Source organism: Bacillus sp. FJAT-27445 (assembly GCF_001510665.1).
Lineage (GTDB): Bacteria > Bacillota > Bacilli > Bacillales > Cytobacillaceae > Bacillus_D.
The window spans coordinates 744056-766284 of the sequence record NZ_LMTI01000001.1 but is presented as its reverse complement, the minus strand read 5'-3'; the positions used below and the strand labels follow the sequence as shown (position 1 = coordinate 766284).

The 22229-nt window shown below is 43.4% G+C and carries 22 protein-coding genes; 5 read left to right on the top strand and 17 right to left on the bottom strand.

Annotated elements, in window-relative coordinates:
* Positions 1-644 precede the first annotated feature (644 nt).
* Positions 645-1094 carry a hypothetical protein gene (locus AR337_RS03805; protein ID WP_059170663.1) on the top strand — a complete coding sequence of 150 codons (450 nt, stop codon included), beginning with the start codon at positions 645-647 and terminating at the stop codon, positions 1092-1094.
* Positions 1095-2548: 1454 nt separating this feature from the next.
* Here AR337_RS03805 and AR337_RS03795 read toward each other — a convergent pair.
* The 11 genes from AR337_RS03795 to chrA all read right to left on the bottom strand — a co-directional run bounded on the left by AR337_RS03795 (position 2549) and on the right by chrA (position 16099).
* Positions 2549-3418 (bottom strand): GNAT family N-acetyltransferase, encoded by an 870-nt coding sequence (locus AR337_RS03795; protein ID WP_253701465.1) that lies wholly within the window; start codon positions 3416-3418, stop codon positions 2549-2551.
* Between the two features lie 36 nt (positions 3419-3454).
* Complete coding sequence (locus AR337_RS03790) at positions 3455-4159, bottom strand: peptidase E (protein ID WP_059170846.1); 705 nt, start codon at positions 4157-4159, stop codon at positions 3455-3457.
* Between the two features lie 49 nt (positions 4160-4208).
* Positions 4209-4394: a hypothetical protein gene (locus AR337_RS03785; RefSeq protein ID WP_253701463.1), complete on the bottom strand. Its 186-nt coding sequence runs from the start codon at positions 4392-4394 to the stop codon at positions 4209-4211.
* Positions 4395-4507: 113 nt separating this feature from the next.
* The gene (locus tag AR337_RS03780; RefSeq protein WP_059170660.1) at positions 4508-6457 is read right to left on the bottom strand and encodes a glycoside hydrolase family 15 protein; all 1950 of its coding nucleotides are present in this window, start codon (positions 6455-6457) and stop codon (positions 4508-4510) included.
* Positions 6458-6662: 205 nt separating this feature from the next.
* Positions 6663-7139 carry a staygreen family protein gene (locus AR337_RS03775; protein ID WP_059170659.1) on the bottom strand — a complete coding sequence of 159 codons (477 nt, stop codon included), beginning with the start codon at positions 7137-7139 and terminating at the stop codon, positions 6663-6665.
* Positions 7140-7289: 150 nt separating this feature from the next.
* The gene (locus tag AR337_RS03770) at positions 7290-7979 is read right to left on the bottom strand and encodes an RDD family protein (protein WP_059170658.1); all 690 of its coding nucleotides are present in this window, start codon (positions 7977-7979) and stop codon (positions 7290-7292) included.
* Between the two features lie 256 nt (positions 7980-8235).
* On the bottom strand, positions 8236-10674 hold the full coding sequence (gene parC / locus AR337_RS03765; RefSeq protein ID WP_059170657.1) for a DNA topoisomerase IV subunit A: 2439 nt from the start codon (positions 10672-10674) through the stop codon (positions 8236-8238).
* Positions 10671-12659 (bottom strand): DNA topoisomerase IV subunit B, encoded by a 1989-nt coding sequence (gene parE, locus AR337_RS03760; protein ID WP_059170656.1) that lies wholly within the window; start codon positions 12657-12659, stop codon positions 10671-10673. The genes parC and parE overlap by 4 nt, the downstream gene beginning before the upstream one ends.
* A gap of 284 nt (positions 12660-12943) precedes the next feature.
* Positions 12944-13354, bottom strand: coding sequence for a CoA-binding protein (locus AR337_RS03755; RefSeq protein WP_059170845.1), 411 nt, complete (start codon positions 13352-13354; stop codon positions 12944-12946).
* Positions 13355-13497: 143 nt separating this feature from the next.
* On the bottom strand, positions 13498-14697 hold the full coding sequence (locus tag AR337_RS03750; protein WP_059170655.1) for a HAMP domain-containing sensor histidine kinase: 1200 nt from the start codon (positions 14695-14697) through the stop codon (positions 13498-13500).
* Positions 14698-14920: 223 nt separating this feature from the next.
* The gene (gene chrA / locus AR337_RS03745; protein WP_059170654.1) at positions 14921-16099 is read right to left on the bottom strand and encodes a chromate efflux transporter; all 1179 of its coding nucleotides are present in this window, start codon (positions 16097-16099) and stop codon (positions 14921-14923) included.
* Positions 16100-16802: 703 nt separating this feature from the next.
* Here chrA and plsY point away from each other — a divergent pair.
* The 4 genes from plsY to AR337_RS03725 all read left to right on the top strand — a co-directional run bounded on the left by plsY (position 16803) and on the right by AR337_RS03725 (position 19825).
* Complete coding sequence (gene plsY / locus AR337_RS03740) at positions 16803-17396, top strand: glycerol-3-phosphate 1-O-acyltransferase PlsY (protein WP_059170653.1); 594 nt, start codon at positions 16803-16805, stop codon at positions 17394-17396.
* Positions 17397-17543: 147 nt separating this feature from the next.
* Positions 17544-17741, top strand: a complete 198-nt coding sequence (locus tag AR337_RS03735; protein ID WP_059170652.1) for a hypothetical protein — start codon at positions 17544-17546, stop codon at positions 17739-17741.
* 470 nt (positions 17742-18211) lie between these two features.
* Complete coding sequence (locus tag AR337_RS03730) at positions 18212-19351, top strand: CapA family protein (protein WP_156424299.1); 1140 nt, start codon at positions 18212-18214, stop codon at positions 19349-19351.
* 186 nt (positions 19352-19537) lie between these two features.
* On the top strand, positions 19538-19825 hold the full coding sequence (locus tag AR337_RS03725; RefSeq protein ID WP_059170651.1) for a HesB/YadR/YfhF family protein: 288 nt from the start codon (positions 19538-19540) through the stop codon (positions 19823-19825).
* Positions 19826-19843: 18 nt separating this feature from the next.
* Here the strand turns inward: AR337_RS03725 and AR337_RS03720 are convergent, their stop codons facing one another.
* The 6 genes from AR337_RS03720 to AR337_RS03695 all read right to left on the bottom strand — a co-directional run bounded on the left by AR337_RS03720 (position 19844) and on the right by AR337_RS03695 (position 22151).
* The gene (locus AR337_RS03720) at positions 19844-20152 is read right to left on the bottom strand and encodes a hypothetical protein (RefSeq protein ID WP_059170650.1); all 309 of its coding nucleotides are present in this window, start codon (positions 20150-20152) and stop codon (positions 19844-19846) included.
* A 15-nt stretch (positions 20153-20167) separates the two neighbouring features.
* The gene (locus tag AR337_RS03715; protein ID WP_059170843.1) at positions 20168-20593 is read right to left on the bottom strand and encodes a thioesterase family protein; all 426 of its coding nucleotides are present in this window, start codon (positions 20591-20593) and stop codon (positions 20168-20170) included.
* Positions 20594-20743: 150 nt separating this feature from the next.
* A complete protein-coding gene (tlp, locus tag AR337_RS03710; protein WP_059170649.1) occupies positions 20744-20983 on the bottom strand; it encodes a small acid-soluble spore protein Tlp in 240 nt (79 codons plus the stop codon).
* A 159-nt stretch (positions 20984-21142) separates the two neighbouring features.
* Positions 21143-21286, bottom strand: coding sequence for an acid-soluble spore protein N (locus AR337_RS03705; RefSeq protein WP_059170648.1), 144 nt, complete (start codon positions 21284-21286; stop codon positions 21143-21145).
* Positions 21287-21348: 62 nt separating this feature from the next.
* Positions 21349-21480 (bottom strand): FbpB family small basic protein, encoded by a 132-nt coding sequence (locus AR337_RS03700; protein WP_059170647.1) that lies wholly within the window; start codon positions 21478-21480, stop codon positions 21349-21351.
* 143 nt (positions 21481-21623) lie between these two features.
* The gene (locus AR337_RS03695; RefSeq protein WP_059170646.1) at positions 21624-22151 is read right to left on the bottom strand and encodes a redoxin domain-containing protein; all 528 of its coding nucleotides are present in this window, start codon (positions 22149-22151) and stop codon (positions 21624-21626) included.
* Positions 22152-22229: the final 78 nt, after the last annotated feature.

Here is a 22229-nt window from a genome sequence, read left to right as displayed (position 1 = left end):
GCTGATTTGATGCTTTTTTGGCAGAGCTTGGCTTTATCCCCATATCTCCTTCCTAGTATTTTTAATCGGTTGATTAATCCTGCTTTACTATAGAATCGTTGCTGCATCTCAAAAAAATGCAGCGGAATGTGAACTATAGTTCACATTGCAGATTGAAGAGAAACTCCAAGCGTTCCGGGTTTGTCTATCGACTTTCCCGCTTTTTCCGAAGGAGCCGCTACCCTCCATTTCAATAAACTGCGTGCCCTTAAAAGTATGTCCAGCAGCGATGCATACTTTTTGGGGTAATGAATTTAAAGAAACTGGCAAGTTGGATCGACATTCTACAATGCGTACTATAGGACGCATTATTCCAAAACTCATCCAAAGATTTGCGGCAATAGCATACAAAATGTTGTTCTGCCAGGTTGGAAATGGCAAGGTTGACATGGGATTTCCGTGGAAAGTAACTCGTTTTATCACTGGGAAACACAATCACTACATTGACGGTGCTCACTCTGCTTATCCAGGAGACTACAGGGTTATAAAAGTTCAAACCCAATCTGGTGGATGGATTCCTCTATAAACATTATTGAATCGAGCATGCTTAGTTATGCTCGATTTTTTTGGTATTTTATGCTAATATTTGTAAAGGGAGGTGTTTTATGAATAGATTTTATAAACACCTAATTTTAACTATTTTTATAATATTTGTCGGATTTTTCGCTTACAAATACTTTTCAATTAAGCAAACCACTTACGGCGATGTTGTATCAGAGTTACTTAAAAATGATGAAACAGTAAAGAGAATTGATATAGCTATATCAACTTATAATGAGGGCACGGTAACAAGAAAAACCGCCATTATTTCTAATAATGATATAATTAACCGTTTGCTAAATGAACCAGCCAAAATGGAATTAATGACTCACGATAGACTCCCGATAATTGAGTACTGGTTAACCTTTTATACTGATACAGCAAAGAAAAAAGGTTTTGACATCATAATGGGTGACGGTTTTGCAATCATAGGGAAAGAACAATACCGAATCTCCGGCGATAATAAACTAGCTGAGACTATAGAAAATTTAGACATAGACTGGGAACCCAAATAACCAAATTAAAAGCAGAGAAACTCTGCTTTTTTAATTTCATCGGATATTGTTATTTTTAGTTCCTCTTAATATTTCTTCCTCCGGCAACCCCTTTTTTACCCTATACAAAATAGTGCTCGCAGGAATACCAGTCTCCTTCTCCCATTCTTTCGCTATTTTTGTTACTCCATTTCTTCACCTTCATATTTTTGTTTAAAGACTCTATCGGAAACAACGTGTAATGGTATCCCGTACTTTTCCGAGATTTCTTTGAAAGTAAGCATTTCACCCCGGACCAACACTTTCTTCGGAGATACATCTTTTAATGGCTTAACCAACTCAAAATCCCTTAAATTATCCTTAAAATAGCGTTCTCGAATTCGCGCTTCCCGAAGTCCATACTCTTTAGCAATATCTGAAATCGTTCTTAATTCACCGAAAAATTCTATTTTCGTTATGTTTTTTCTTTCAACAATGCTTCTCCAGTGATACCTTTCTTCATTCTATCTACGATTGTATCCTCAGAAACTACTTCTTTTACTTCATCAGCCCACTGCCGAAGATTCTTTGTAACATTGTTAATCGTTATTTTAGAATTAGGCAAACCCCTCGTGACTTCAGTCGTGAGATGAATCGCCTTCGGATACGGTCTAGTGCTAATAAATGGTGAGATATTGTACTGGATTAAGTATCCGACACGTAAGCCGAAATTTCGTATCGCTCAATATAGATGCTATGATATTACTAGAATTTGTTCTTTGAAAACTGAACATATAGGGTTGATGCAGGAAAAGCTCTGCATCGTCAAATGTTCAAGCAACAAGAACAAAAACCGTTACATGTAGCGATAGCCAAGCACATGTGATAGATTAAACGGGGTTTGCTTGGTTCCTCGTCAAACAGTTCACCTCTTAAAGAAGGTGATTAATTCGGTATGCCAACGGGCGTATATTGGGCTGTTGATACCAGAAGGCGATTTTTGCCTTCACAAGCTCGTGACTTCAGTCATGAGTTGTTGACTATTCGAAACACGATGATTGCTTTGTAGCTTTACGGATGGCTCTACCCAAGCGCAATTTTCTGGCGAATATGGTTTATATTTATCCTTACTACTCTCCACTTCCTTGGCTTACACCCGTAATTCTAAATCTGATATCGAATTCTGCACCCATACGGTTATTCAACCAGTTACCATAAGGGTCGTTGGTGTATATTTTTTCAATATCCTCGTTATAACAGGATTTCTCCTCTGACTTCCTTTTGCGGACAATCTAAAATGCGTACAAAAGGACGCATTATTCCAAAACTCATCTAAAAATTTACCGCAATAGCATACAAGATTTTGTTCTTGTAAGTTGTCCATGGCAAGGTTCCTTAGGATTTCTGTAAATATAACAAAAGGAAGCAAGAGTTTACCTCCTCGCTTCCTTTTGTCGATCTCTACAATGCGTCCTATAGTACGCATTGTTCTCAACTCACCCGAATATTTGTGCGGCAATAGCATATAAATTGTTGTTCCTGTGGGGCAACGATTGTGATTTTAATATCATAATCGGCGGCTGGCTTGCTCTTTTAAAACCTCTTTCTTCTAAAAAGTCCATAAATAATTGGTCATCAATGGGAATATCTATCCGTAGCCTTCCATTATGATGAAAGGCCAATTGGTTCGTTAAATCTGCAGCTGCTTTGAAATCAGGAGCAACAATGGGGCCAACTATCATATTAACCTGGCCTAAAATCGATAGCCCAAATCCACAAACGGATCCGAATTGGTCCCTCATAATCAATGATTGATGTGCTTGCTTAATTCGATTGAGGAGAAATTTCCTTCTGGAATCCCCAAACGCTAGTTTATCCAATTCAATCACTTTCTCAAAGTCATTCTCTTGCATCGCCTCAATTGTTAGCTTCTCAGAAAGATTGCCATTGAAAGGGATATATTTCTTGCAAACGAGTTTATGTATTGAGCCCACTTCGTTAAAACCCATTTTTTCATACATGGGTTTTCCATTAGGGGTTGCTATTAACATCACAGCAGTTTGTCCGGATACAAAATCGATACAGGCCTGAGTCGTTTCCTTACCAAGCCCTTTCCCCCTATAATCGTGATGGACAATCACCATTCCAACTGAAGCTAGCTTATTATCATATGGAATGATTGCTGCACTAGATACAATCTCCCCCTTCTCATTTTTATGGCCGAAAACTTGGCCAGAAGACAGGATAGTGGTAATCTCATTTGTATCATAATCCCAGCCAACCGAAGTTGATAATGCCATTAACCCTTCAATGTCGCTCTCGGTAAGCACCGATAATGTAAGCGAAGTTTTTACAATAATAATCAATCTCTCCTTCACTGTTGATATTATGTAAACAATTTCTCAGTTTTCACCTGTACCCAAATACTCCGTTTCAAGTTCGTCTTCTATTACTTCCTCATGATAATAGACTTTATATGCATTAGCATTAGGCCGTGAACTGACGATTCGTTTAATTTCCTGGCCGGCATAATGGATTGCGACACCGTCATCTGCTGCAATCCCTCCTAGCAGCCTTTTGGAACCAACCAGGCTCTGATATGCAGGCCGGCGGTCAGCTTCCCCGTCATAATGCGGGCAATTACTTCCTTTCAAGAAACCGAGGCATTGTAATGCTTCAAGTCCATTCCCGAATGAATCCGTAACTCCTTCCTCATACCAGCAAATGGAGCCGGCGCTGATGCCTGACAAAATGATGCCCTGCTCCCACGCTTTCTTGAAAATTTTGTCCAGCCCCCATTCCTTCCATAAAATTAACAGGTTCCGTGTATTGCCTCCACCCACATAAATAATATCTTTATCGAGGACATACCCCTCCAAATCCCTTGTTGGGGGCATGAACAATGATAGATGGGACGGTTGGCAGCTGAATTTTTCAAAAGTTTGGTAAAACCTTGCAATATAGCCTTCCGCATCACCGCTTGCAGTTGGCACAAAACAAATTTTAGGCATGTTTTTACCTGACTGTCCCAAAATGTATTGATCCAATGCCAAATTATCGGGTTCCATTGAAAAGCCGCCCCCGCCGAGCGTAATAATTTGTTTCAATTCCATCAGTCCCTTTTTAATTTCTCGGAATATCTATAAATCTTGTAAATTAGCCCTTATCCAAATCATTTTCAAAAAAGGATTTCTTATTTACTATTAAGCCGCCACGTTTTTCCGCCTGCTGTCCCAGGATTGATTTGTTGATTCCATTCTTCACAGCAGTTTCAATGACAACGTATAAAATTAGTAATCCAACAACCCATAGGAAAACTGAAAATATCAATGTACCAATCACCGCTTTAGCCCCCTCTATCATCTCAGTATTTAGTGGTCATCAGGTTAATTTTAACATAAAAAACAACAGCCAAATTCAGCGGATTCCTGAATTTGGCTACAGTCTTAAAGCACTTACATACGATTCAGCTCCCCCTTTTCTTCAAGAGCGATAACGGTTAGAACGAACATCGCGTGCGACCATGTGAGCGGCATTACCCAGGCGGGTTCACCTGTTTTTTTATCAATTTGCTCCGGCAGCAGGCCAAGGTGGTTAGCGTTGCTTACAGCCCTGTCCAGGTATTTGCGGGCCTTCTCGAACTTGCTGATTTTAATATCAAACAGGGCCATCCATAACGTTGTCAGAATCCAAGGATTGCCTCCGATATACACATCTCCCGGAAACCGTTCTATTCCGCCTGTAATAGGAGAAGTAAGCAGACATTCAATTGTTTCCGCGGTTCTTTGCATCCTTTCCGAATTTTCATCAATCATATTAAAAGGCACATTTAATCCTAGCAGGCAAATATCGACCACAGGATCTTCCATCAACCTATAGGTTTTATAACCTTTCAAGTCTTCTTCAATCAACGTTTCATTGCCTTCCTCTATGGCATCCAAGTATTTACTCTCATGAACGGCAAGTTTCAACGCCCTTAAATAAGAGCCTGTTCCTTCGTTCCAGCAACGTTCCTCAACAGTCTGCTTCATCAGGTCAGCAGTTCTTTCCCATTTTTCCGCTAAATCTTCACGTTTTTGCTTCCTTGCAAGCTTGGCTGAACTCTTCAATCCGCCAAACACTGCAGCGGTTGAGTACATATGTTCGGCATTCCTTTTTTCCCATATGTCATTTGTAGGGAGAGGCAAATTCGTTTCCTGGTCAATATAGGTACAAAGGAAAGCGGCCCCTTTTTCAACGGTCGGCCATATCTTAGCTAAAAACTCTTCATCTTGTGCCGTTTCATAGTGTTTATGGATGCCCCATAGAATTGATCCGCACTCATCAATCTGGATTCCCCATGTCGGGGCGAGCATACCATTTGTGTAAAAGCGGTGCTCCCAAGCACCATCCTCCCTTTGAGTAGCCATTACGGAATAATAAAATCGGGTTACAATGTCGTGAAATCCTGCAAGGCTGGCTGCCGTAGCGATATAGGCGGCATCCCTGCCCCAGCAATACGCATATCCACCAGAAAAATCATAATCTTCATCGACTTCCGGCCCGGCAATAAAAGCCCCGGTTTCCTCATCATTCAGCAATTTAAACGTCAACAAGGAACGTGTATAAACTTTTTTCGCTTTTTCATCTTCTATATGGATTGGCTTAGCCTTCTTTAAATAATCCTTCCAGTACTGACAGGTTGTCCTATATAGAACTTCGGCACCCAGCCTTTTTGCCTCAGCAAAGCCTTCCACTGCTGTTTCTAAGCTTGTCCCAGCTGAAATATAGACTGGAAGATGTTGTTCAGCGCCAGCTTCAAATTCACCAAGGTCCCAGGAAATTGCTCCATCCGTTATGTTCATAATGGCCTTCCCGTTCAGCTCGTTTGCCCGGGCGGCTTCCAAAGCATTCCCGCTCTGAAATTGCGCAGTCTCTTCAATACTCCCGATTGCGAAGGCATATTGCCGGAAATAATGCAGCAGGCAGTCTTCTACTGGATTAAACATGACTGTGTTGTATCTTTTTCGGTCATCAATTGTAAAATCGGAGTATAGGACAAATGTTAATTTCCTCTGGTTTTTTGACAGATTGACAATCTTATAGTCTCGGACAAAAATATCTTTATGAGGCACTATATAATCGGTCTGTCGGATTTGGATTTCCAAATCATTGTTCGTAGCAATGGTTATGAGGATAGGTGTATCGCCATCGTACGTTTGTCGGTATTCCCAGCCGGCTTCATGCGTAAATGAAGTTCCTTGGCCCGTCCCAAGCTCATACACACCGGTATAGAAACGATCCAAATGCTGCGGGAAATCAATGTTCGGCCAAGATAACCTTTGAAGCTGGCCGTCCTTCGTCAAGGTTGCCAGCATCCTGGAGTTTCCGATGATTGCATCCGTTAAGTAAGGTTTTTTTCTCATATAAATTGTCACTCCCGGAAAGGTGAATTTTCCTCATCCTTCACTAATATTCATTCCTTTTCTTATCTATCCCCTCTTCAGTTTGCTGCAAACGCAAGAACCTATCTTCCCCTCATCATAACCAATTTAAATAAAATACAAATTGCTTGTATTAGAAATATTTCCTTTAAAAAAACCAACAGCTCAGATTCATTGATCTGAGCTGTTACCGGACCTTTTGCTGGAGGGCTGATGTAAGATATTGCCGGGGAGTTCCATAATAGAGTACTTGGTCGAAATCCGGATAAATGGATTCGAATTTTACGTAGATGGGTGCATCGAGGAGCCATGGGAAACTTTTGTAAAAAACCTGATCTCCATAAACGATTGAGGTCAATGCTAATCCCATTTCCTTTTTAAAAATCATGAACCGCACTCTCGAATGCTGTTCATCAAATTCTCCGCCGCTAACATGAACCCGTGCGAATAGGGAATATTCACCCAGTTTTTGAACCCATTCGGCAAATACTTCATCCTTTGTTGAATTAGCTGAAGAATAGCTGAATTCCGGTCCGATAGTCAAAAATAGTTTTCCAGTCATGTCCGAATGGGCCAGTGTATATTTTCTTCCTTCCAACGGCCTAAATGGCGTTATAGGGGCAATATACGTAACTGCCAGATTTGCAGGATCAAATGTAGCCAATGTAAGCAAGCTCCTTTCCTTTTTCCTACTTGGTTTATACTATGCGTCCTTTACAATTCCGTGACAGTTGCCTAAGGAAGCCGTCCCCCCAAATCCCCGCCAAAAAACAAACCCCTTTCTCGTTTTAAACGAAAAGGGGCTTGTTTTAGCTTATCTTTTAACAACATATGTGCCTGCAATAATGTCATGCAGGGTGCGCTTTTCTTTTGTGAAGAGGGCCATAAAATAACCAATTAAGAGAATTAGAGCAGACAGGATAGAAGCAAAATATCTTCCGATCGCGCGGCCATAGCTAATACGCCCGCCGTCCGTCCCAACAACTCTTATTCCCATTGCCATCTTCCCGAGTGTCGCCCCTTTTGATGAGCCCTCCATTCCGGCTTTATAGCCTATACCAATGATAAAAGAAAGAATGTCGGAGATTGTTCCGCTATCGTCAACAACACCAAACACAAAACCAAGTATGGAGCCGAAAACACCCAGTACGACCGAGTCAATGATAACAGCGACAAGCCTTTCGCCGAAGTTGGCAAATCGCGCGCTGTCCTTCCAACCCTCTGTATCTCCATATGTACTGTAATTATGAGCATATCCGTCCTGGTTGTTATTGACTCCGTTTGTGCCTGTAACGCCATTTTCATTCATAGACGGGGTGGATGGGATGGGCGCCTTGTCTCCAGAAAACTTATATCCGCAAATATTGCAGAACTCTTCGCCTTTTTTCGGTTCAGTTCCGCAGTCTGGACAAACGACAGGCCCTTTCTTCTCGAAATATTCCCCGCATTTGCTGCAAAAGCGCGCAGCATCATCATTCAATGTATTGCAATTTGGACAGTACAAGTAGTTGCCTCCTCAGAAAAAGTGATAGATAATTGCCTATATTATAAATAGTATAATAAATTGCTTGAAAGATTACTAGAAAAAATCGCTCGGTTTGTCGTGTTTTGTCACTTTGGGCGATGAAAAATTTTAACTCTTCATCAGTGTAGTTTTTAAATGTATTCAAGATATTTCATGCTGTTAATCAGAGAACTGAATCTAACCCTAGAAAGGTAAAAGGGCGCCCCAAAAGCCGGGCAGCCCTTTGTTTCATAAATCAGGATTCGTTTTCAGTACCAGCTGATTGTTTCCATATGGAAATAGCCTTTCCATTTTCAGCTTCATCCAAAATAAACGAACCGTTCGAATAGCGGTCGGTATTTCTAAGTTCATTCGTATTAAGCGTGGTAAGCTGTCCTTTTTCCGTCAGGATGGTAACCTGGCCGCCATCTTCCACTGCCTCGATACCGACAACTCGGTGAGGATTGGCCTTCAGCTCCCTAAGGAGGACTACTCCGCGTTTCGCTCTTGTCGTCTTCTCGAATTCCTTCATTTTCATCTTTTTAATCGCTCCGCGCTGGGTAACTATGATGATGGATTCCCTGCCCTCCGGATCGATCACTTTTCCTCCGGCTACAAAATCCCCTTCTTTCAAGTTCATCCCTTTCACTCCGGCTGCCCTGATTCCAATTGGGCTGATTTCGTCTTCATTGAACCATAATGCATACCCAAAGGTAGAAGCAAGGAAGAGGTCCTTCTTGCCGTCTGTCAGATGGACATCGACAACTTGGTCGTTATCCTTCAGGTTGATTGCTGTAAGGGCTCTGGAGTACCGTTGCGCTTTGTAAAGCTTTAATTCCGTCTTCTTGACCATTCCGTTTCTGGTTACAAAAAGCAAATAGGAATCATCTTCAAACGACTTAACCGGCAGCGCCTTAATGATATCTTCATCGCGGTCAATCGGAATGATATTGGCGACATGCTGGCCCATATCCTTCCACCGGATTTCAGGCAGCTCGTGCACGGGCACGTACAGATAATTTCCTTTCGTTGTAAAAAGAAGAAGGACATCCTTCGTATTCATTTCGAGTTGCGCGAATAGCCGGTCGGAATCCTTCATGGCTAAATCCTGCCCGTTTGATGCTGAGAAGGAGCGAAGGCTCGTCCGCTTGATATAACCCTCTTTTGTAACCGTTACGATGACATCTTCACTTGCAATCATGACATCAAGATTGATCTTTATTTCTTCTATTTCTGCCTCAATGCTCGACCTTCTTGGGTCTGCAAATCGTTTTTTAACATCCTTCAGGTCTTTTTTAATGACACTGAAGAGCTTCTTTTCGCTGGCAAGAATGGATTCGAGCTCCTCGATTTTTTTCGCGAGTTCTTCCGCTTCCTTCATAAGGGCGGTAATATCCGTATTAGTCAATCGATATAGCTGCAAGGAAACAATGGCTTCAGCTTGCAGTTCGGTAAAGCCGAATTTGGCAATGAGGTTGTCCTTTGCATTCCGTTTATCCTTGGATGCCCGGATGGCAGCAATAACCTGGTCGAGAATGGAAAGAGCTTTTATCAACCCCTCGACAATATGCTGGCGTTCCCGCGCTTTCCGTAACTCATAGTTCGACCTTCTGGTTATAACTTCCTTTTGATGGCCAATATAGGCATCAAGAAGCTCCCTTAAGCCCATCAGCACAGGCCGCTTGTTATAAATCGCAACCATGTTGAAGTTATAGGCCACTTGAAGGTCGCTGTTCTTATATAGATAATTCAGGACGCCTGAAGCATCAGCATCCTTCCGTAATTCAATGACAATCCTTAGTCCGGTCCGGTCTGTCTCGTCACGGATTTCGGATATCCCTTCAAGCTTGCGGTCAAGCCGGAACTCGTCCATTTTTTTGACAAGGTTGGCCTTATTGACCTCATAAGGAATTTCGGTTATCACAATTTGCTGTCTGCCGCCGCGGATATCCTCTATATCAGCCTTGCTGCGGATTATGATTTTTCCGCGGCCCGTTTCATAGGCCTTTCGGATTCCGTCCACGCCCTGGATGATGCCCCCCGTAGGGAAATCTGGGCCTTTTATTACCGTCATTAGCTGTTCAACCGTGGCATCAGGATAATCCATCCTCATAATGACGCCATCGATAACTTCGCCAAGATGGTGGGGCGGAATATCGGTTGCGTAACCGGCAGAAATACCTGTAGAGCCATTGACGAGTAGATTCGGGAACATAGCAGGCAAAACAGTCGGCTCGCTTGAAGTGTCATCAAAGTTTGGTATGAAGTCGACCGTCTGCTTTTCAATATCGCGCAAGAGCTCAGTTGAAATGGCGGACAGCCTGGCCTCCGTATAACGCATCGCAGCCGGGGGATCACCGTCCACGCTTCCGTTATTCCCGTGCATCTCCACAAGTACGTTGCGGACTTTCCAATTCTGGCTCATCCGCACCATTGCTTCATAAACCGACGAATCGCCATGCGGGTGGTAATTGCCGATTACATTACCGACTGTTTTCGCGGATTTTCTGAATCCTTTTTCATGTGTATTCCCTTCGTAATGCATGGCATACAGGATACGCCGCTGGACTGGCTTCAGCCCGTCCCGCGCATCCGGCAGTGCCCGTTCCTGGATAATGTATTTACTGTATCTGCCAAACCTATCGCCAAGTATATCTTCAAGGGGTAGGTCGCGGAATTTCTCTGTCAAACTCATTGCCCTAATTCCTCCTCGGCGACGGTAATATTTTCATTTTCAAGTATCGTATCAAGTTCATCCTCTTCTTCCAAACCAAATGCAACATTCGATTCAATCCACTTTCTGCGGGGTTCTACTTTATCCCCCATCAGGGTTGTGACCCTGCGTTCCGCTCGGGCAGTATCATCAATTTTTACCCTGATCAATGTCCTAGTTTCAGGGTCCATTGTCGTTTCCCACAGTTGGTCAGCGTTCATTTCGCCGAGCCCTTTATAACGCTGGATCATATAGCCCTTACCAACCTTTTTGATGGCGCCTTGGAGTTCACTTTCGTTCCAGGCATATTCAATGACTTCCTTCTTGCCGGTACCCCTGCTGACCTTGAAAAGCGGCGGAAGGGCGATGAAAACCTTGCCAGCTTCCACAAGCGGCTTCATGTAGCGGTAAAAGAATGTGAGCAAAAGAACCTGGATATGAGCGCCGTCGGTATCGGCATCCGTCATGATAACGATCTTGTCGTAGTTGATATCCTCCACGCTAAAGTCTGTGCCGACCCCGCCGCCAATCGCATGGATGATTGTATTAATCTCTTCATTTTTAAAAATATCCTGAAGTTTTGCTTTTTCGGTATTGATGACTTTTCCCCTTAAAGGCAGGACGGCTTGGAATCGGCGATCGCGTCCCTGTTTTGCCGAACCTCCTGCAGAGTCCCCCTCGACAAGGTACAGTTCATTTTTTTGTGGATTACGGGACTGCGCAGGGGTCAGCTTTCCGGACAAAACGGCATCTGCGCGCTTTCTTTTTTTTCCGCTACGGGCTTCTTCCCTGGCTTTTCTGGCAGCTTCCCTTGCCTGATAGGCCTTTATGGACTTTTTAATTAGCAATGAGCTGATGTCGGGATTCTCTTCAAGAAAATACGATAGATGCCCAGAAATGACTGAATCGACAGCCGATCTAGCTTCACTCGTGCCAAGCTTTCCTTTAGTCTGGCCTTCAAACTGAAGGAGGTTTTCGGGAATGCGGACCGAGACGATTGCGGAGAGACCTTCACGGATATCGGCGCCGTCGAGGTTTTTATCCTTTTCCTTCAGGAGGGAAACCTTGCGGGCATAATCGTTGAATACCCTAGTCATTGCCGTTTTGGCACCGGCTTCGTGCGTTCCGCCATCCTTTGTTCTTACGTTGTTTACAAACGAAAGGACATTCTCGGAATAACCATCGTTGAATTGAAAGGCGAAATCAACTTCAATCCCGTTATGCGAGCCTTCAAAGCTGGCAACCTGCTGTAGAACTTCCTTCCCTTCGTTCAAATATTCAACGAAAGCTTCAATGCCATTTTCATAGTGGAAGGACCCTTGGACCCCATTCCTGTCATCTATGATATCGATTCGCATTCCTTTTAGAAGAAATGCGGACTCCCTTAGCCTCTCACAAAGGGTTTCGAAATTATAGGCTGTAACCGAAAAAATGCTTGGATCGGGCTTAAAATGGATGGTCGTTCCCGTCTGGTTTGTTTTGCCGATTTTTTCAAGAGTAGTCGCTGGTTTACCGCCATCCGCAAATCGCTGTTCATAGACGAACCCGTCTCTTTTAATCGTAACAATAAGCCATTCTGATAAGGCATTAACGACCGAAGCACCAACACCATGCAGGCCTCCGCTCGTTTTATAGCCCCCCTGGCCAAACTTTCCGCCAGCGTGCAAGATTGTAAGAATGACCTCCGGCGTCGGCTTGCCAAGCTTATGCATGCCTGTTGGCATACCGCGCCCTTTGTCGATAACGCTGATGGAGTTGTCCTTGAAGATTCGGACAATGATATGGTTCCCGTAACCCGCTAATACTTCATCGACAGAGTTGTCGACAATTTCATAAACGAGATGGTGAAGCCCTCTTGCGTCAGTACTCCCGATATACATCCCCGGGCGTTTCCTGACAGCTTCAAGTCCTTCGAGGACCTGGATGGCATCATCATTATAAGTAAATGTAGAGTTGTTTGCTGACACTAACTTAACCCCTTTCATGCTGTGCCAAAGGAACTACGTTTCTTTCAATCATCCTTTTAGGCAGTAAATATACGAAAAATAGCTGGTAAGAACGGCTGTTCGCAAGTTAATTTTACCATAACTTGACCAGCCGTCTATGCTTTATTGTATCGATTTATTTTGGTTTGGCAAACCAGTTCTGACAAAATTCCTGATGTTTTTCCTTGGAGGGAGAAGGATTCACCCTATTTTTTTGAAAAAAACATGAAAAAAGCCGCCCATGGGGCAGCCTTTCACAAAGAGTTTTATCTTCTCGTTAGGGCATGTTCAACCTTGATGCACCGATCCATAATGACCGTATACCCTTTTTCCTTTAAGAAATTGTAGGCTTCTTCGTTTTCAAGACCTTGCTGTGCCCAAAAAACATCTGCATCGATATCCGCGAATTCCTTCGCGATTCCCGGTAAATATTCAGGGCGGCGGAAGACATTAACAATGTCAACATGCCCCTCGATATCTTTAAGGGATGCAACGGCCTTCACCCCAAGCGCTTCGTCAATTGACGGGTTGACAGGGATGATATCATAACCGGCTTTTTGCATGGCTTCTGAGACCATATAGGAAGTTTTTTCAGGATTGTCGCTGAGCCCGACTACAGCAATTCGCTTTGATTTATTCAGAATTTCCTTTATTTCCTCTCGGCTTGGATATGTCATCATAATCATGCCCCTCCTTATCCTATTAGCTATAGTTTACATTTTCCCTTTGAAAATACCATTATTCTGCTTAACCAAACAGTGGTTCATTTAAAATCTGGGAACGACATGGACAGAAAAAGCCGAACTTGCCCGCGTTGAATTTATACCAAAGTGGGATAGGTTTTCGAGCTTGCAAGAACAGTTGGGATGTAAAGCTTGAACATCGTTCCCGATTGGCAATTCTCAGCCTGTACCATCCCATCCATATGTTCAAGGATCGTTTTCACCATATAGAGTCCTAATCCTGTCCCGTTATGCCGGGTAGTAAAGTAAGGATTAAAAATGAGCGGCTGAAGAGAAGGGTCGATTCCGCCAGCGTTATCAAGGAATTCTGTAACTGTATAACCTTCTGACTCATAAATCGATATGGAAATTTTCCGATTGTCGATGGCCTTATGGACGAAGGCATCCCTTGAATTCGCGAGTAAATTCAGGATTGCCTGGCTGTATTCATTAGGGTAGCCAAAAGCCATTTGCTGTCCCCTATAGATGAATTCGAGCTCAATATCATGTTTCTTTAGGCTGATTGAAAAAATGGCCAATGCATCCTCAATCGCTTCGGCTACCACAAACGACGTTTTCTCCCGGTTCTGTCGGTAGAATTTCCTTATATCATTGATTGTCCTTGAAAGGAGATGAACCTGCGCCATTCCTTCCTTCGTAAAAATGTCGAAGCACTGCTCGTTAATTTCTCCAAATTCGAGCGCATCCATTGCATCCTGGAAGAGCATGGACAAATTATTTAATGGCTGCCTCCACTGGTGGCCAATGCTTGCTAGCATCTCACCCATTGCCGCCAGCCGGGATTGCTGAATAAGAATCATATCCTTTTGCCTGTTCGCTTCGATTTCTGCCGTTAGCCTAGCCTCCAGCTCGCGGTTCAAAGATTCGGCCGTATGCAGAGCGTCTTCAAGTCCGTCGTTCGATGTCGAATCCGATACTTCGAGCAAAGCACCCGCATAACCAATCAATATTCCCGTTTCCGAAAATAGCGATGCAGCGCTTATCCCAATGGTTTTTTCTTTTCCGTTTTTAGTGAATATCGTACATTTTTCGTTTGAAATATAGGAGTGGAGATCGTTCGTGCTTCCCAGAAGAGAATCGAGGCTGAAAAGAAAGAGGAAGCTTTGGCCAAGCAAATCGTTCGGACAATAACCCGAAATACGGTCCCACTCACCAGTCGCACCCTTAATGACACCTTTGGAATCGAGCTGGAAAACAGCCATGTGAATATCCCGATCACATTTTGCCTGACGAATGGCAAGCTTCCCGCCCCCTTGCTCACCTTCCTTTGGCTTCATACCCTCACAACCTTCTGATGGATTTTTTACATAAATAAGATAAAAGCCGACCATATACGCATGAGATGGCCGGCGGGTAAACGTACTGAAACGTATATATGTAAAATTATAGAAATATTTCTGCGTTTCTTCAATCAGAAAATCGGGTTAATGGTAATAGTCCATAATATTGTAAAAAGTTAGCCTTTATTTGGACGTAATTTATCGGAAAACCCCTACAAGATCAGAGGAAAAAGTAACCGGCTCCTGCCCCGATAACAACGAGGATAAACGGAGGTATTTTCCAGAAAGCGAGCATTCCGAAAAACAAAGTGAATAATGCGATGTCTATTCTAGAAGTTATCGAACTGGTCAAGATTGGGTCATAAAAAGCAGCCCCAAGCAAACCGACAACTCCGGCATTCATGCCTGCTACCGCTGATTGGATTGAAGGCTTGGAGCGGATTTTCTCCCAAAATGGCAAAACAGCTGCAAGGAGCAAAAAACCCGGCAAAAAAATTGCAGTAGTCGCGATGATTGCCCCTTTCCATCCCTCTATAGCCGCTCCCAGATAAGCTGAAAAAGTGAATAGAGGGCCAGGCATTGCTTGAACCATTCCATAGCCAGCCAAAAAGTCTTCTTTTGTAATTAAGCCTGTCGGGACTAATTCCCGTTCCAGCAATGGAAGCACAACGTGGCCTCCTCCAAACACGAGTGCGCCACTCCTGTAAAAGCTGTCAGACAGAGTAGCCCCGATTCCTGTATTCCTTAATGCAGGCAGCAGGAAAAATAGCAGGATAAAGAAAACAAAGCAAATTAAAGCGAAATTTTTTGTAACTACTGTAAATGAGCCAGTCATTTGAGAAGCAGCGGGTTTTTTACAAAACAAATAACCCGCTATGCCTGCAGCAGCCATTACGCCGAGCTGGGCTATGGAAGTAGGAAAAAGAAACATTGCTGCGGCTGCCAGGATAGCAATGGTCCCTGTTGGTTTGCTAGTAACAAAGTTTTTCCCCATTGAGTACACCGCCAAAAGAACAACTGCGGCTGCAACAATTTTAAGGCCATGAAGCCAGCCGTGTTCTGCCTGTCCGATCCCTTGAAGCAGAAACGCAAACATAGCCATCAATAAAAATGACGGAAGTGTAAACCCTAAGAAGGAAGCGATTCCTCCTAAAATCCCCGCCCGTTTTATTCCAATCCCAAACCCAGCCTGGCTGCTCGCGGGGCCGGGAAGCAGCTGGCATAAAGCGATTAATTCCGCAAATTCCTGTTCACTCAGCCATTTTTTTCGCTTCACATATTCATTATGAAAGTAGCCTATATGGGCTGTCGGACCACCGAATGAAGTACAGCCCAATTTAAACGAAACGAGAAAAACATCTAGTAATCTCTGTTTTCCTAACTTAGTATTCGAATCCATTCTATTCTTCTCCTCTCCTCCTCTTTTTATCGTAGCAAACCAAAAGTATGTCTGCCAGCGAGACACCGCTTTTGCTAGAGGTTTAAAAAAATTCATTTTAGGCTATATGGCGTTTTAAAGAGAAAATGGTACAATAAAGTGAAACTTCCATCAGCAGGGGCATTATCCCTGCTGATGGTTAGTTGAACCAATCGGACCTTTACGGGCAGTTGGTCCCCGGAGGGGTCCTTACTGCCCGTTAAGAGTGGGGTAAAGTGAAACTTCCATCATCGGGGGCTTTATCCCCGATGATGGTTAGTTGAACCAATCGGACCTTTACGGGCAGTTGGTCCCCGGAGGGGTCTTACTGCCCGTTAAGAGTGGGGTAAAGTGAAACTTCCATCATCGGGGAGCTTTTTTATCCCCGATGATGGTTAGTCCCGTTCTACTGCCGCTAAAATCTACGCTGCGCGCAGATCAAGCGGCAGTACGAACCCGATTGGTTCAACTAAGCCGCTGGAAGGACACAGCGGCCAGTTTCACTGTATTTCACCAATCGGACCTTTACGGGCAGTTGGTCCCCGGAGGGGTCCTTACTGCCCGTTAAGAGTGGGGTAAAGTGAAACTTCCATCATTGGGGGCTTTATCCCCGTAAAGAGTGGGATAAAGTGAAACTTCCACAAAAACCAACATCGCATTGTAATAGGTAAAGGAGATTTTTAGTATGATTGGAATTGTTGTATGCTGCATACTAGCATATTTGCTTGGCTCTATCCCTTCTGGACTCATTATCGGCAAGGTTTTTTATAACAAGGATATTCGCCAGTACGGCAGCGGTAATCTTGGAGGAACGAACACCTTCAGGACGCTGGGAGTGAAAGCCGGGATTGCTGTGACGCTCGCCGATATTCTGAAAGGCACGCTTGCCGCCGCCCTTCCTGTGCTCTTCGGTTATGAGGATTTTAATCCGCTAATAACGGGTATGATTGCGGTAATCGGACATATGTACCCTATCTTTGCCGGCTTTCGGGGCGGTAAGGCTGTTGCAACGTCAGGGGGCGTGCTCCTGTTTTATGCGCCGATTATGTTTCTAGCCATGTTTACAATCTTTATTGTTTCACTTTATTTAACAAAATATGTTTCACTTTCTTCCATGATGGCTGGGATCGGAGCTGTTACCTACGCGCTCCTTTCAACCCCAAGGGATATCCCGCTTATCATCATCGTAACCCTTCTGGCTTTGTTCGTGTTTTACAGGCACAGGGCCAATATCAAGAGAATTATCAATAAAACTGAACCGAAAATAAAATGGCTGTGAAGGGTACAACCCTCTTCACAGCCATTTTTCTGTTGCCATAAACGTTTGCAATATTCACGAATAATTCAAAACATTGCCGTCTATGGATTCCTCCAACCCTTTACAATAGACCTATAAATGTATTGCAAAAGTGAGAGGAGAATTCCTATGCCTTCAGTAACCACCAAAAAGTTTGATTTTGTTTTTTCGTCTTCCGTCACTCCTACTCCTTCAAAAGAGGAATTTATAATTGAATTTTACCCTTACACTCCAGATTGGTCCTATATGGGAAAGCCGATAAAGATAACGAAAAACTTTGAAGAATTAATTGGATTTTTTGAAGAAATGGATGAAACCGAACGTTAATAACAGGACGGAAAAACGGTGTTCCCGCTTGGGGACACCGTTTTTAGACTTTAAGGAGCTGGAATCGCCCGCTCCCAAAAACATCCTTTACAAAATCGAGTTTAGTGTTATTGAAATAAACGAGGTCGTTTTCATGAATTAAGATAGTTAACTCATTAAAAATAAATTCATGATCATCCTTTAACTTCTGCTCTTCCAGAGACAGATTAAGCTTTGGGCCGCCTCATCCAATCCCCATTGTCAGGCGGATGTATAATTTTTCCCCTTTAGATAGGGTTTCGTTCTCGAGAGACCTGGAAATGGTTTGGTAAGCGGGTTCCGTAATTGTGAACATTTTTATCACCCCGTTGGAAGATATTTTAACTTTTTGGCTTTATTTTGAAAAAAACAAGTGAAATGGTGGAAACTAACACTTATAATAATTCACTGTGTGTTACAAAGAAAACAAATTGCTCATAGGAGGACTTCCCATGATGGAATTCCGGTTATATAGAAAAATTGCAGCGGCAGGAATCATCTCGATTCTTTTATTATCCGCCTGCTCAAATGATTCAAAGCCTGAAACCAGGCCGGCTCCTCAGCCCCATAAAGAAAGGCAGTACGTGGGCGGGGGCAAAAAGTTAGTAGAAACAGCTACCATTGGGGCGATTGGCGATATATTGATTCACGACCTTGTATATGAGGATGCAAAAACGGCGAAGGGATATGATTTTCATCCGATGTTCGAGCCTGTCAATGGAATGCTGCATGCTCCTGATATCCTGACAGCAAACCAGGAAAGCCTGGTCGGCGGAACTGGACTGGGGATTTCCAGCTATCCGTCCTTCAACAGCCCTTTTGAACTGTCTGATGCAGTGATGGATGCTGGAGTTGATATAGTGTCGACCGCCAACAATCATTCCCTTGATAAAGGTTTCCGTGGCGTTGAAACACAAATTGCCCATTTTAAAAAAATTGGGCTCCCTTTCACTGGCACCGCAGAAAGCCAGGAAAGCAGGAATAGGATTGTTTTACTTACACGGAATGGAATCCGGCTCGCCTTCTTATCGTACACCTACGGGACGAATGGTATTCCCATCCCTGCGGGAAAGGAATACGCGGTCAATCTGATTGACAAAGACTTAATGAAAAAGGATATAGCAAGAGCTCGGAAGGATAGCGATGCAGTTGTTGTAAGCATTCATTGGGGGAACGAATACCAGCGCTTTCCGTCCGAAGTACAAAAGAATCTGGCCAAGTTCCTTGCGGGCGAAGGAGTCGATATCATTTTTGGTTCCCATCCACACGTGCTCCAGCCGATGGAGTGGATTAAAGGGCAAGGCGGAAAGAAAACGTTTGTTGTCTACTCCCTGGGAAACTTCATATCGGCGCAAATTGGCGACTTTAAGGATATCGGGGGCCTTGTAACATTAAAGCTTACGAAAACAATAACCGAAAAAGGAACGAGTGTCGAAGTAGAAGATCCTTTGTTTTACCCGACCTTCGTTTATAGGAAGAACCGCCGTGATTTCAGGGTGGTCCCTTTTGAAAAGGCTGGCCAATATGCCATACCAAATGCTCAAAAAATGAATGCTGAAACACTTAACCATATGTATCAATGGCTCCGCTAAGAGTTAAATTCAAGGCTGTTATTTTTGCTTTCAACCCTGTTTTGGTAAATAATAAAAGAGCAGAGCATTTTTCAGCTTTTATCGGATGTTGCATTAATCCCCTTGGGAGAATGATGCTAAATTGGCCAGTTTAACCGGAGAAATCCATCTTTAAGGATGGAAGGCAACCTTGAAGGAGGCAGCAAGATGAATTTACAGGTAAGCAACAAAGCGGCGCAGTGGTACAAGGATGAATTTGAAGCCAGCGAAGGCACCCATATTCGTTTTTTTGTCCGTTATGGAGGCTTCAGCCAGCTCCAAAAAGGGTTTTCCCTCGGGGTTGACTCTGAAGAGCCAATGGATCCTGCTGCAAGTACGGAAAGCAAGGGTTTAATATTTTATATAGAAGAAAAGGACTTATGGTATTTTGACGGAAAGAATGTAGAAATCGATTTTGATGAAAAGCTCCAGGAACCTGTCTTCCATTATGTTTAATAGAAAGAGGCGGCCATTTTACCGGCCGCCGTTTTTATCCCATATATGCTCGTATAGCCCTTCCGCAAGCAAAATTTCCTTTTGCCTCTCGCCAATCAGATCAAAATGCGAATACCCGTCTGGCCGGTGGTGGATCCATTCCTTTTGTAAGCCATATTTCTTGCCCCACTTAATAAGCTTTTCTATATCATGGCATCCGGCCTTCGTCACTGTATCACAGCCAGGGAATCGGTCATCAAGCCAATAATGGGTCAAAAAAGCAATCTCGCCCCTGTCAATTTTCCGTTTCCATTCAGCAATATCTTTTTTCTTAATGCCAAAAGCCACTCGCTCTCCCCCTGACTAATCTGCTTTTTTTGCAGCCTTTTGGTAGGATTCATGCCAGTCAGGGTACATCCTCTTTATTGAAATTGGACGGAAGTTTTCCTTTTTTACACATACATGGACAGAATAGCCGGAGACAGACAGTTCTCCTGCTTCATTTTGGATTTCATAGCCGTATTTTACCCTGAATCCGTCGTAATGTTCCACCCATGTTTTAATGGTTGCTGTTTCGCCATAGCGCATTGATTTTTTATATGATGCCTGGATATCGATAACAGGAGAAATGATTCCGTCTTCCTCCATTTTGGCATAACTATAGCCCAACTCCCTAATGAAGCTTGTCCTCCCAAGTTCCATCCAGACCAGATAGTTCGCATGGTAGACTACCCCCATTTGGTCGGTTTCTGCATATCTTACTTCAATGGCTGTCTCGCTGATTAACATTCTGCATCCCCATTTCCTAAAAACAATGTTTCTTTTTTTACTATGGTACCATACCGGCATGGCCATCGCGATGTTCATGCCCGGTTTATGAAAGGATAACAATATTAAAATTGAAAGGAGGACTTGTGATTCAACAAGTCCTCCCAACCATTATTCCATGTTTTGCCCGTTCGCGCGTGCTTCGTCCTTAATTTCGGCGCGCATTGCTTCTATGCTTTCCTGCCTGCGATCGTTTTTCTCCTCAACCTGCCGCCTTGTTTCCTCACTGTCGCTAAGCGCCATTGTTTCCTCTGCTCGCTCCATATTTTCGATGGTGTTATGGATCATTTCTTGAAGCTTCTCAACATTGTCGCTCCGGTCATCCGGTTTTGGTTTATTCCCAAATGGCATGGTTCTTCCTCCTTATCAAATCCTTCTTACCTTTTTAGGATGGGCAGCCCGCGGAAAAATATGAGCAAAAAAACAGGTACGCAAAAAGCCCGGGGAAACCGGGCTTTTGAAATGTATTGGATTTGGAAGGCGAATTTGGCAAAGTAGTTGATAGACGCCCTATTCGCCCTTAGTCTGAATTACCTGGGCATGCTGCCCGGATTTATCCTGCATTTTCTTGCCATTGTTCCCGCTGAATCCTCTTGGCTGTGTACCAAGGTGGCTCGGAACATAATGCTTGCTGTGTTTCTTTGGATTTCCCATGATCATCCCTCCTGCTTTTATCTTTACCAGGAGACATCATTTCATGATTGGAAAACTATGTGCTATTCAGCTTTGCCTAAACGTTTTGCTTCCAGGCGCCGCTCGATTTTTTCCATTGCCGCTTCGTCTTTTAAAATTTGGTTTTTGTTTTCGTTAACAAGTTCAGCAAATGAGCGTTTACGAGGCTTTCGCATGGTATCACCTTCCCTTAGTTACTATTCTAACAGTAAGTATGCCCGCAAACGGTTGCAATTATTACAACTTTTTGAAAATTTAATCGAAAAATTAACGATTTGTAAAAATTCAAAGCCACCAGGTTCCCCTGATGGCCAATTTGTTAGTTCAAATCTTCAATATACTGGACCATGGCATCGTGCGGCATGGCACCGATAAATTTATCCTGAATAATTCCTTCGCTGTCAATAAAAAAAGTAGTAGGAATTGATATGATTTTATACATTGCGTTTACTTCATCTTCCTCATCAAGAAGGATTGGAAAGGTAATCCCATTTTGGTCGACAAATTCCTGTACATTCATATGAGGATCGATATTGACAGCCAGAATGGCGACGTCACTGTCCACTTCTGTTGAAAGCTGCTGCATCGCCGGCATTTCCGCTTTACAGGGTCCGCACCAGGTTGCCCAGAAATTTAGCATAACTTTTTTACCCTTGAGGCTTGATAGCTGTATATTTTCGCCTGACAAAGTCTTAAGCTCAAAGTCGGGTGCTTTAGCCCCTTCCTTTAACCCGCTTGCCACTGCTTCACTTATTTCCTTTGGTTCCTCTTTTGTATCAAGCGCCTGGACAATCGCAATGGCCAATAATGCTAAAAGAAAAATGCCTGCAATCCACTTTTTTGCCATTTGCGCCCCTCCTTTTTTCTCTATTCCGATTTTACACTATTAACAGTGAGGAAATATACATACTTGATGGAAAAATAA

What these genes read in the sequence shown, in the direction of transcription:
- AR337_RS03700 (WP_059170647.1), bottom strand. Translation starts at nt 21,480, where the DNA reads ATGCGAAAGCCTCGTAAACGCTCATTTGCTGAACTTGTTAACGAAAAC.
- AR337_RS03725 (WP_059170651.1), top strand. Translation starts at nt 19,538, where the DNA reads ATGAATTTACAGGTAAGCAACAAAGCGGCGCAGTGGTACAAGGATGAA.
- AR337_RS03755 (WP_059170845.1), bottom strand. Translation starts at nt 13,354, where the DNA reads ATGACATATCCAAGCCGAGAGGAAATAAAGGAAATTCTGAATAAATCA.
- AR337_RS03705 (WP_059170648.1), bottom strand. Translation starts at nt 21,286, where the DNA reads ATGGGAAATCCAAAGAAACACAGCAAGCATTATGTTCCGAGCCACCTT.
- AR337_RS03750 (WP_059170655.1), bottom strand. Translation starts at nt 14,697, where the DNA reads ATGAAGCCAAAGGAAGGTGAGCAAGGGGGCGGGAAGCTTGCCATTCGT.
- AR337_RS03780 (WP_059170660.1), bottom strand. Translation starts at nt 6,457, where the DNA reads ATGAGAAAAAAACCTTACTTAACGGATGCAATCATCGGAAACTCCAGG.
- tlp (WP_059170649.1), bottom strand. Translation starts at nt 20,983, where the DNA reads ATGCCATTTGGGAATAAACCAAAACCGGATGACCGGAGCGACAATGTT.
- AR337_RS03695 (WP_059170646.1), bottom strand. Translation starts at nt 22,151, where the DNA reads ATGGCAAAAAAGTGGATTGCAGGCATTTTTCTTTTAGCATTATTGGCC.
- AR337_RS03715 (WP_059170843.1), bottom strand. Translation starts at nt 20,593, where the DNA reads ATGTTAATCAGCGAGACAGCCATTGAAGTAAGATATGCAGAAACCGAC.
- parC (WP_059170657.1), bottom strand. Translation starts at nt 10,674, where the DNA reads ATGAGTTTGACAGAGAAATTCCGCGACCTACCCCTTGAAGATATACTT.
- plsY (WP_059170653.1), top strand. Translation starts at nt 16,803, where the DNA reads ATGATTGGAATTGTTGTATGCTGCATACTAGCATATTTGCTTGGCTCT.
- AR337_RS03730 (WP_156424299.1), top strand. Translation starts at nt 18,212, where the DNA reads ATGATGGAATTCCGGTTATATAGAAAAATTGCAGCGGCAGGAATCATC.
- chrA (WP_059170654.1), bottom strand. Translation starts at nt 16,099, where the DNA reads ATGGATTCGAATACTAAGTTAGGAAAACAGAGATTACTAGATGTTTTT.
- AR337_RS03735 (WP_059170652.1), top strand. Translation starts at nt 17,544, where the DNA reads ATGCCTTCAGTAACCACCAAAAAGTTTGATTTTGTTTTTTCGTCTTCC.
- AR337_RS03805 (WP_059170663.1), top strand. Translation starts at nt 645, where the DNA reads ATGAATAGATTTTATAAACACCTAATTTTAACTATTTTTATAATATTT.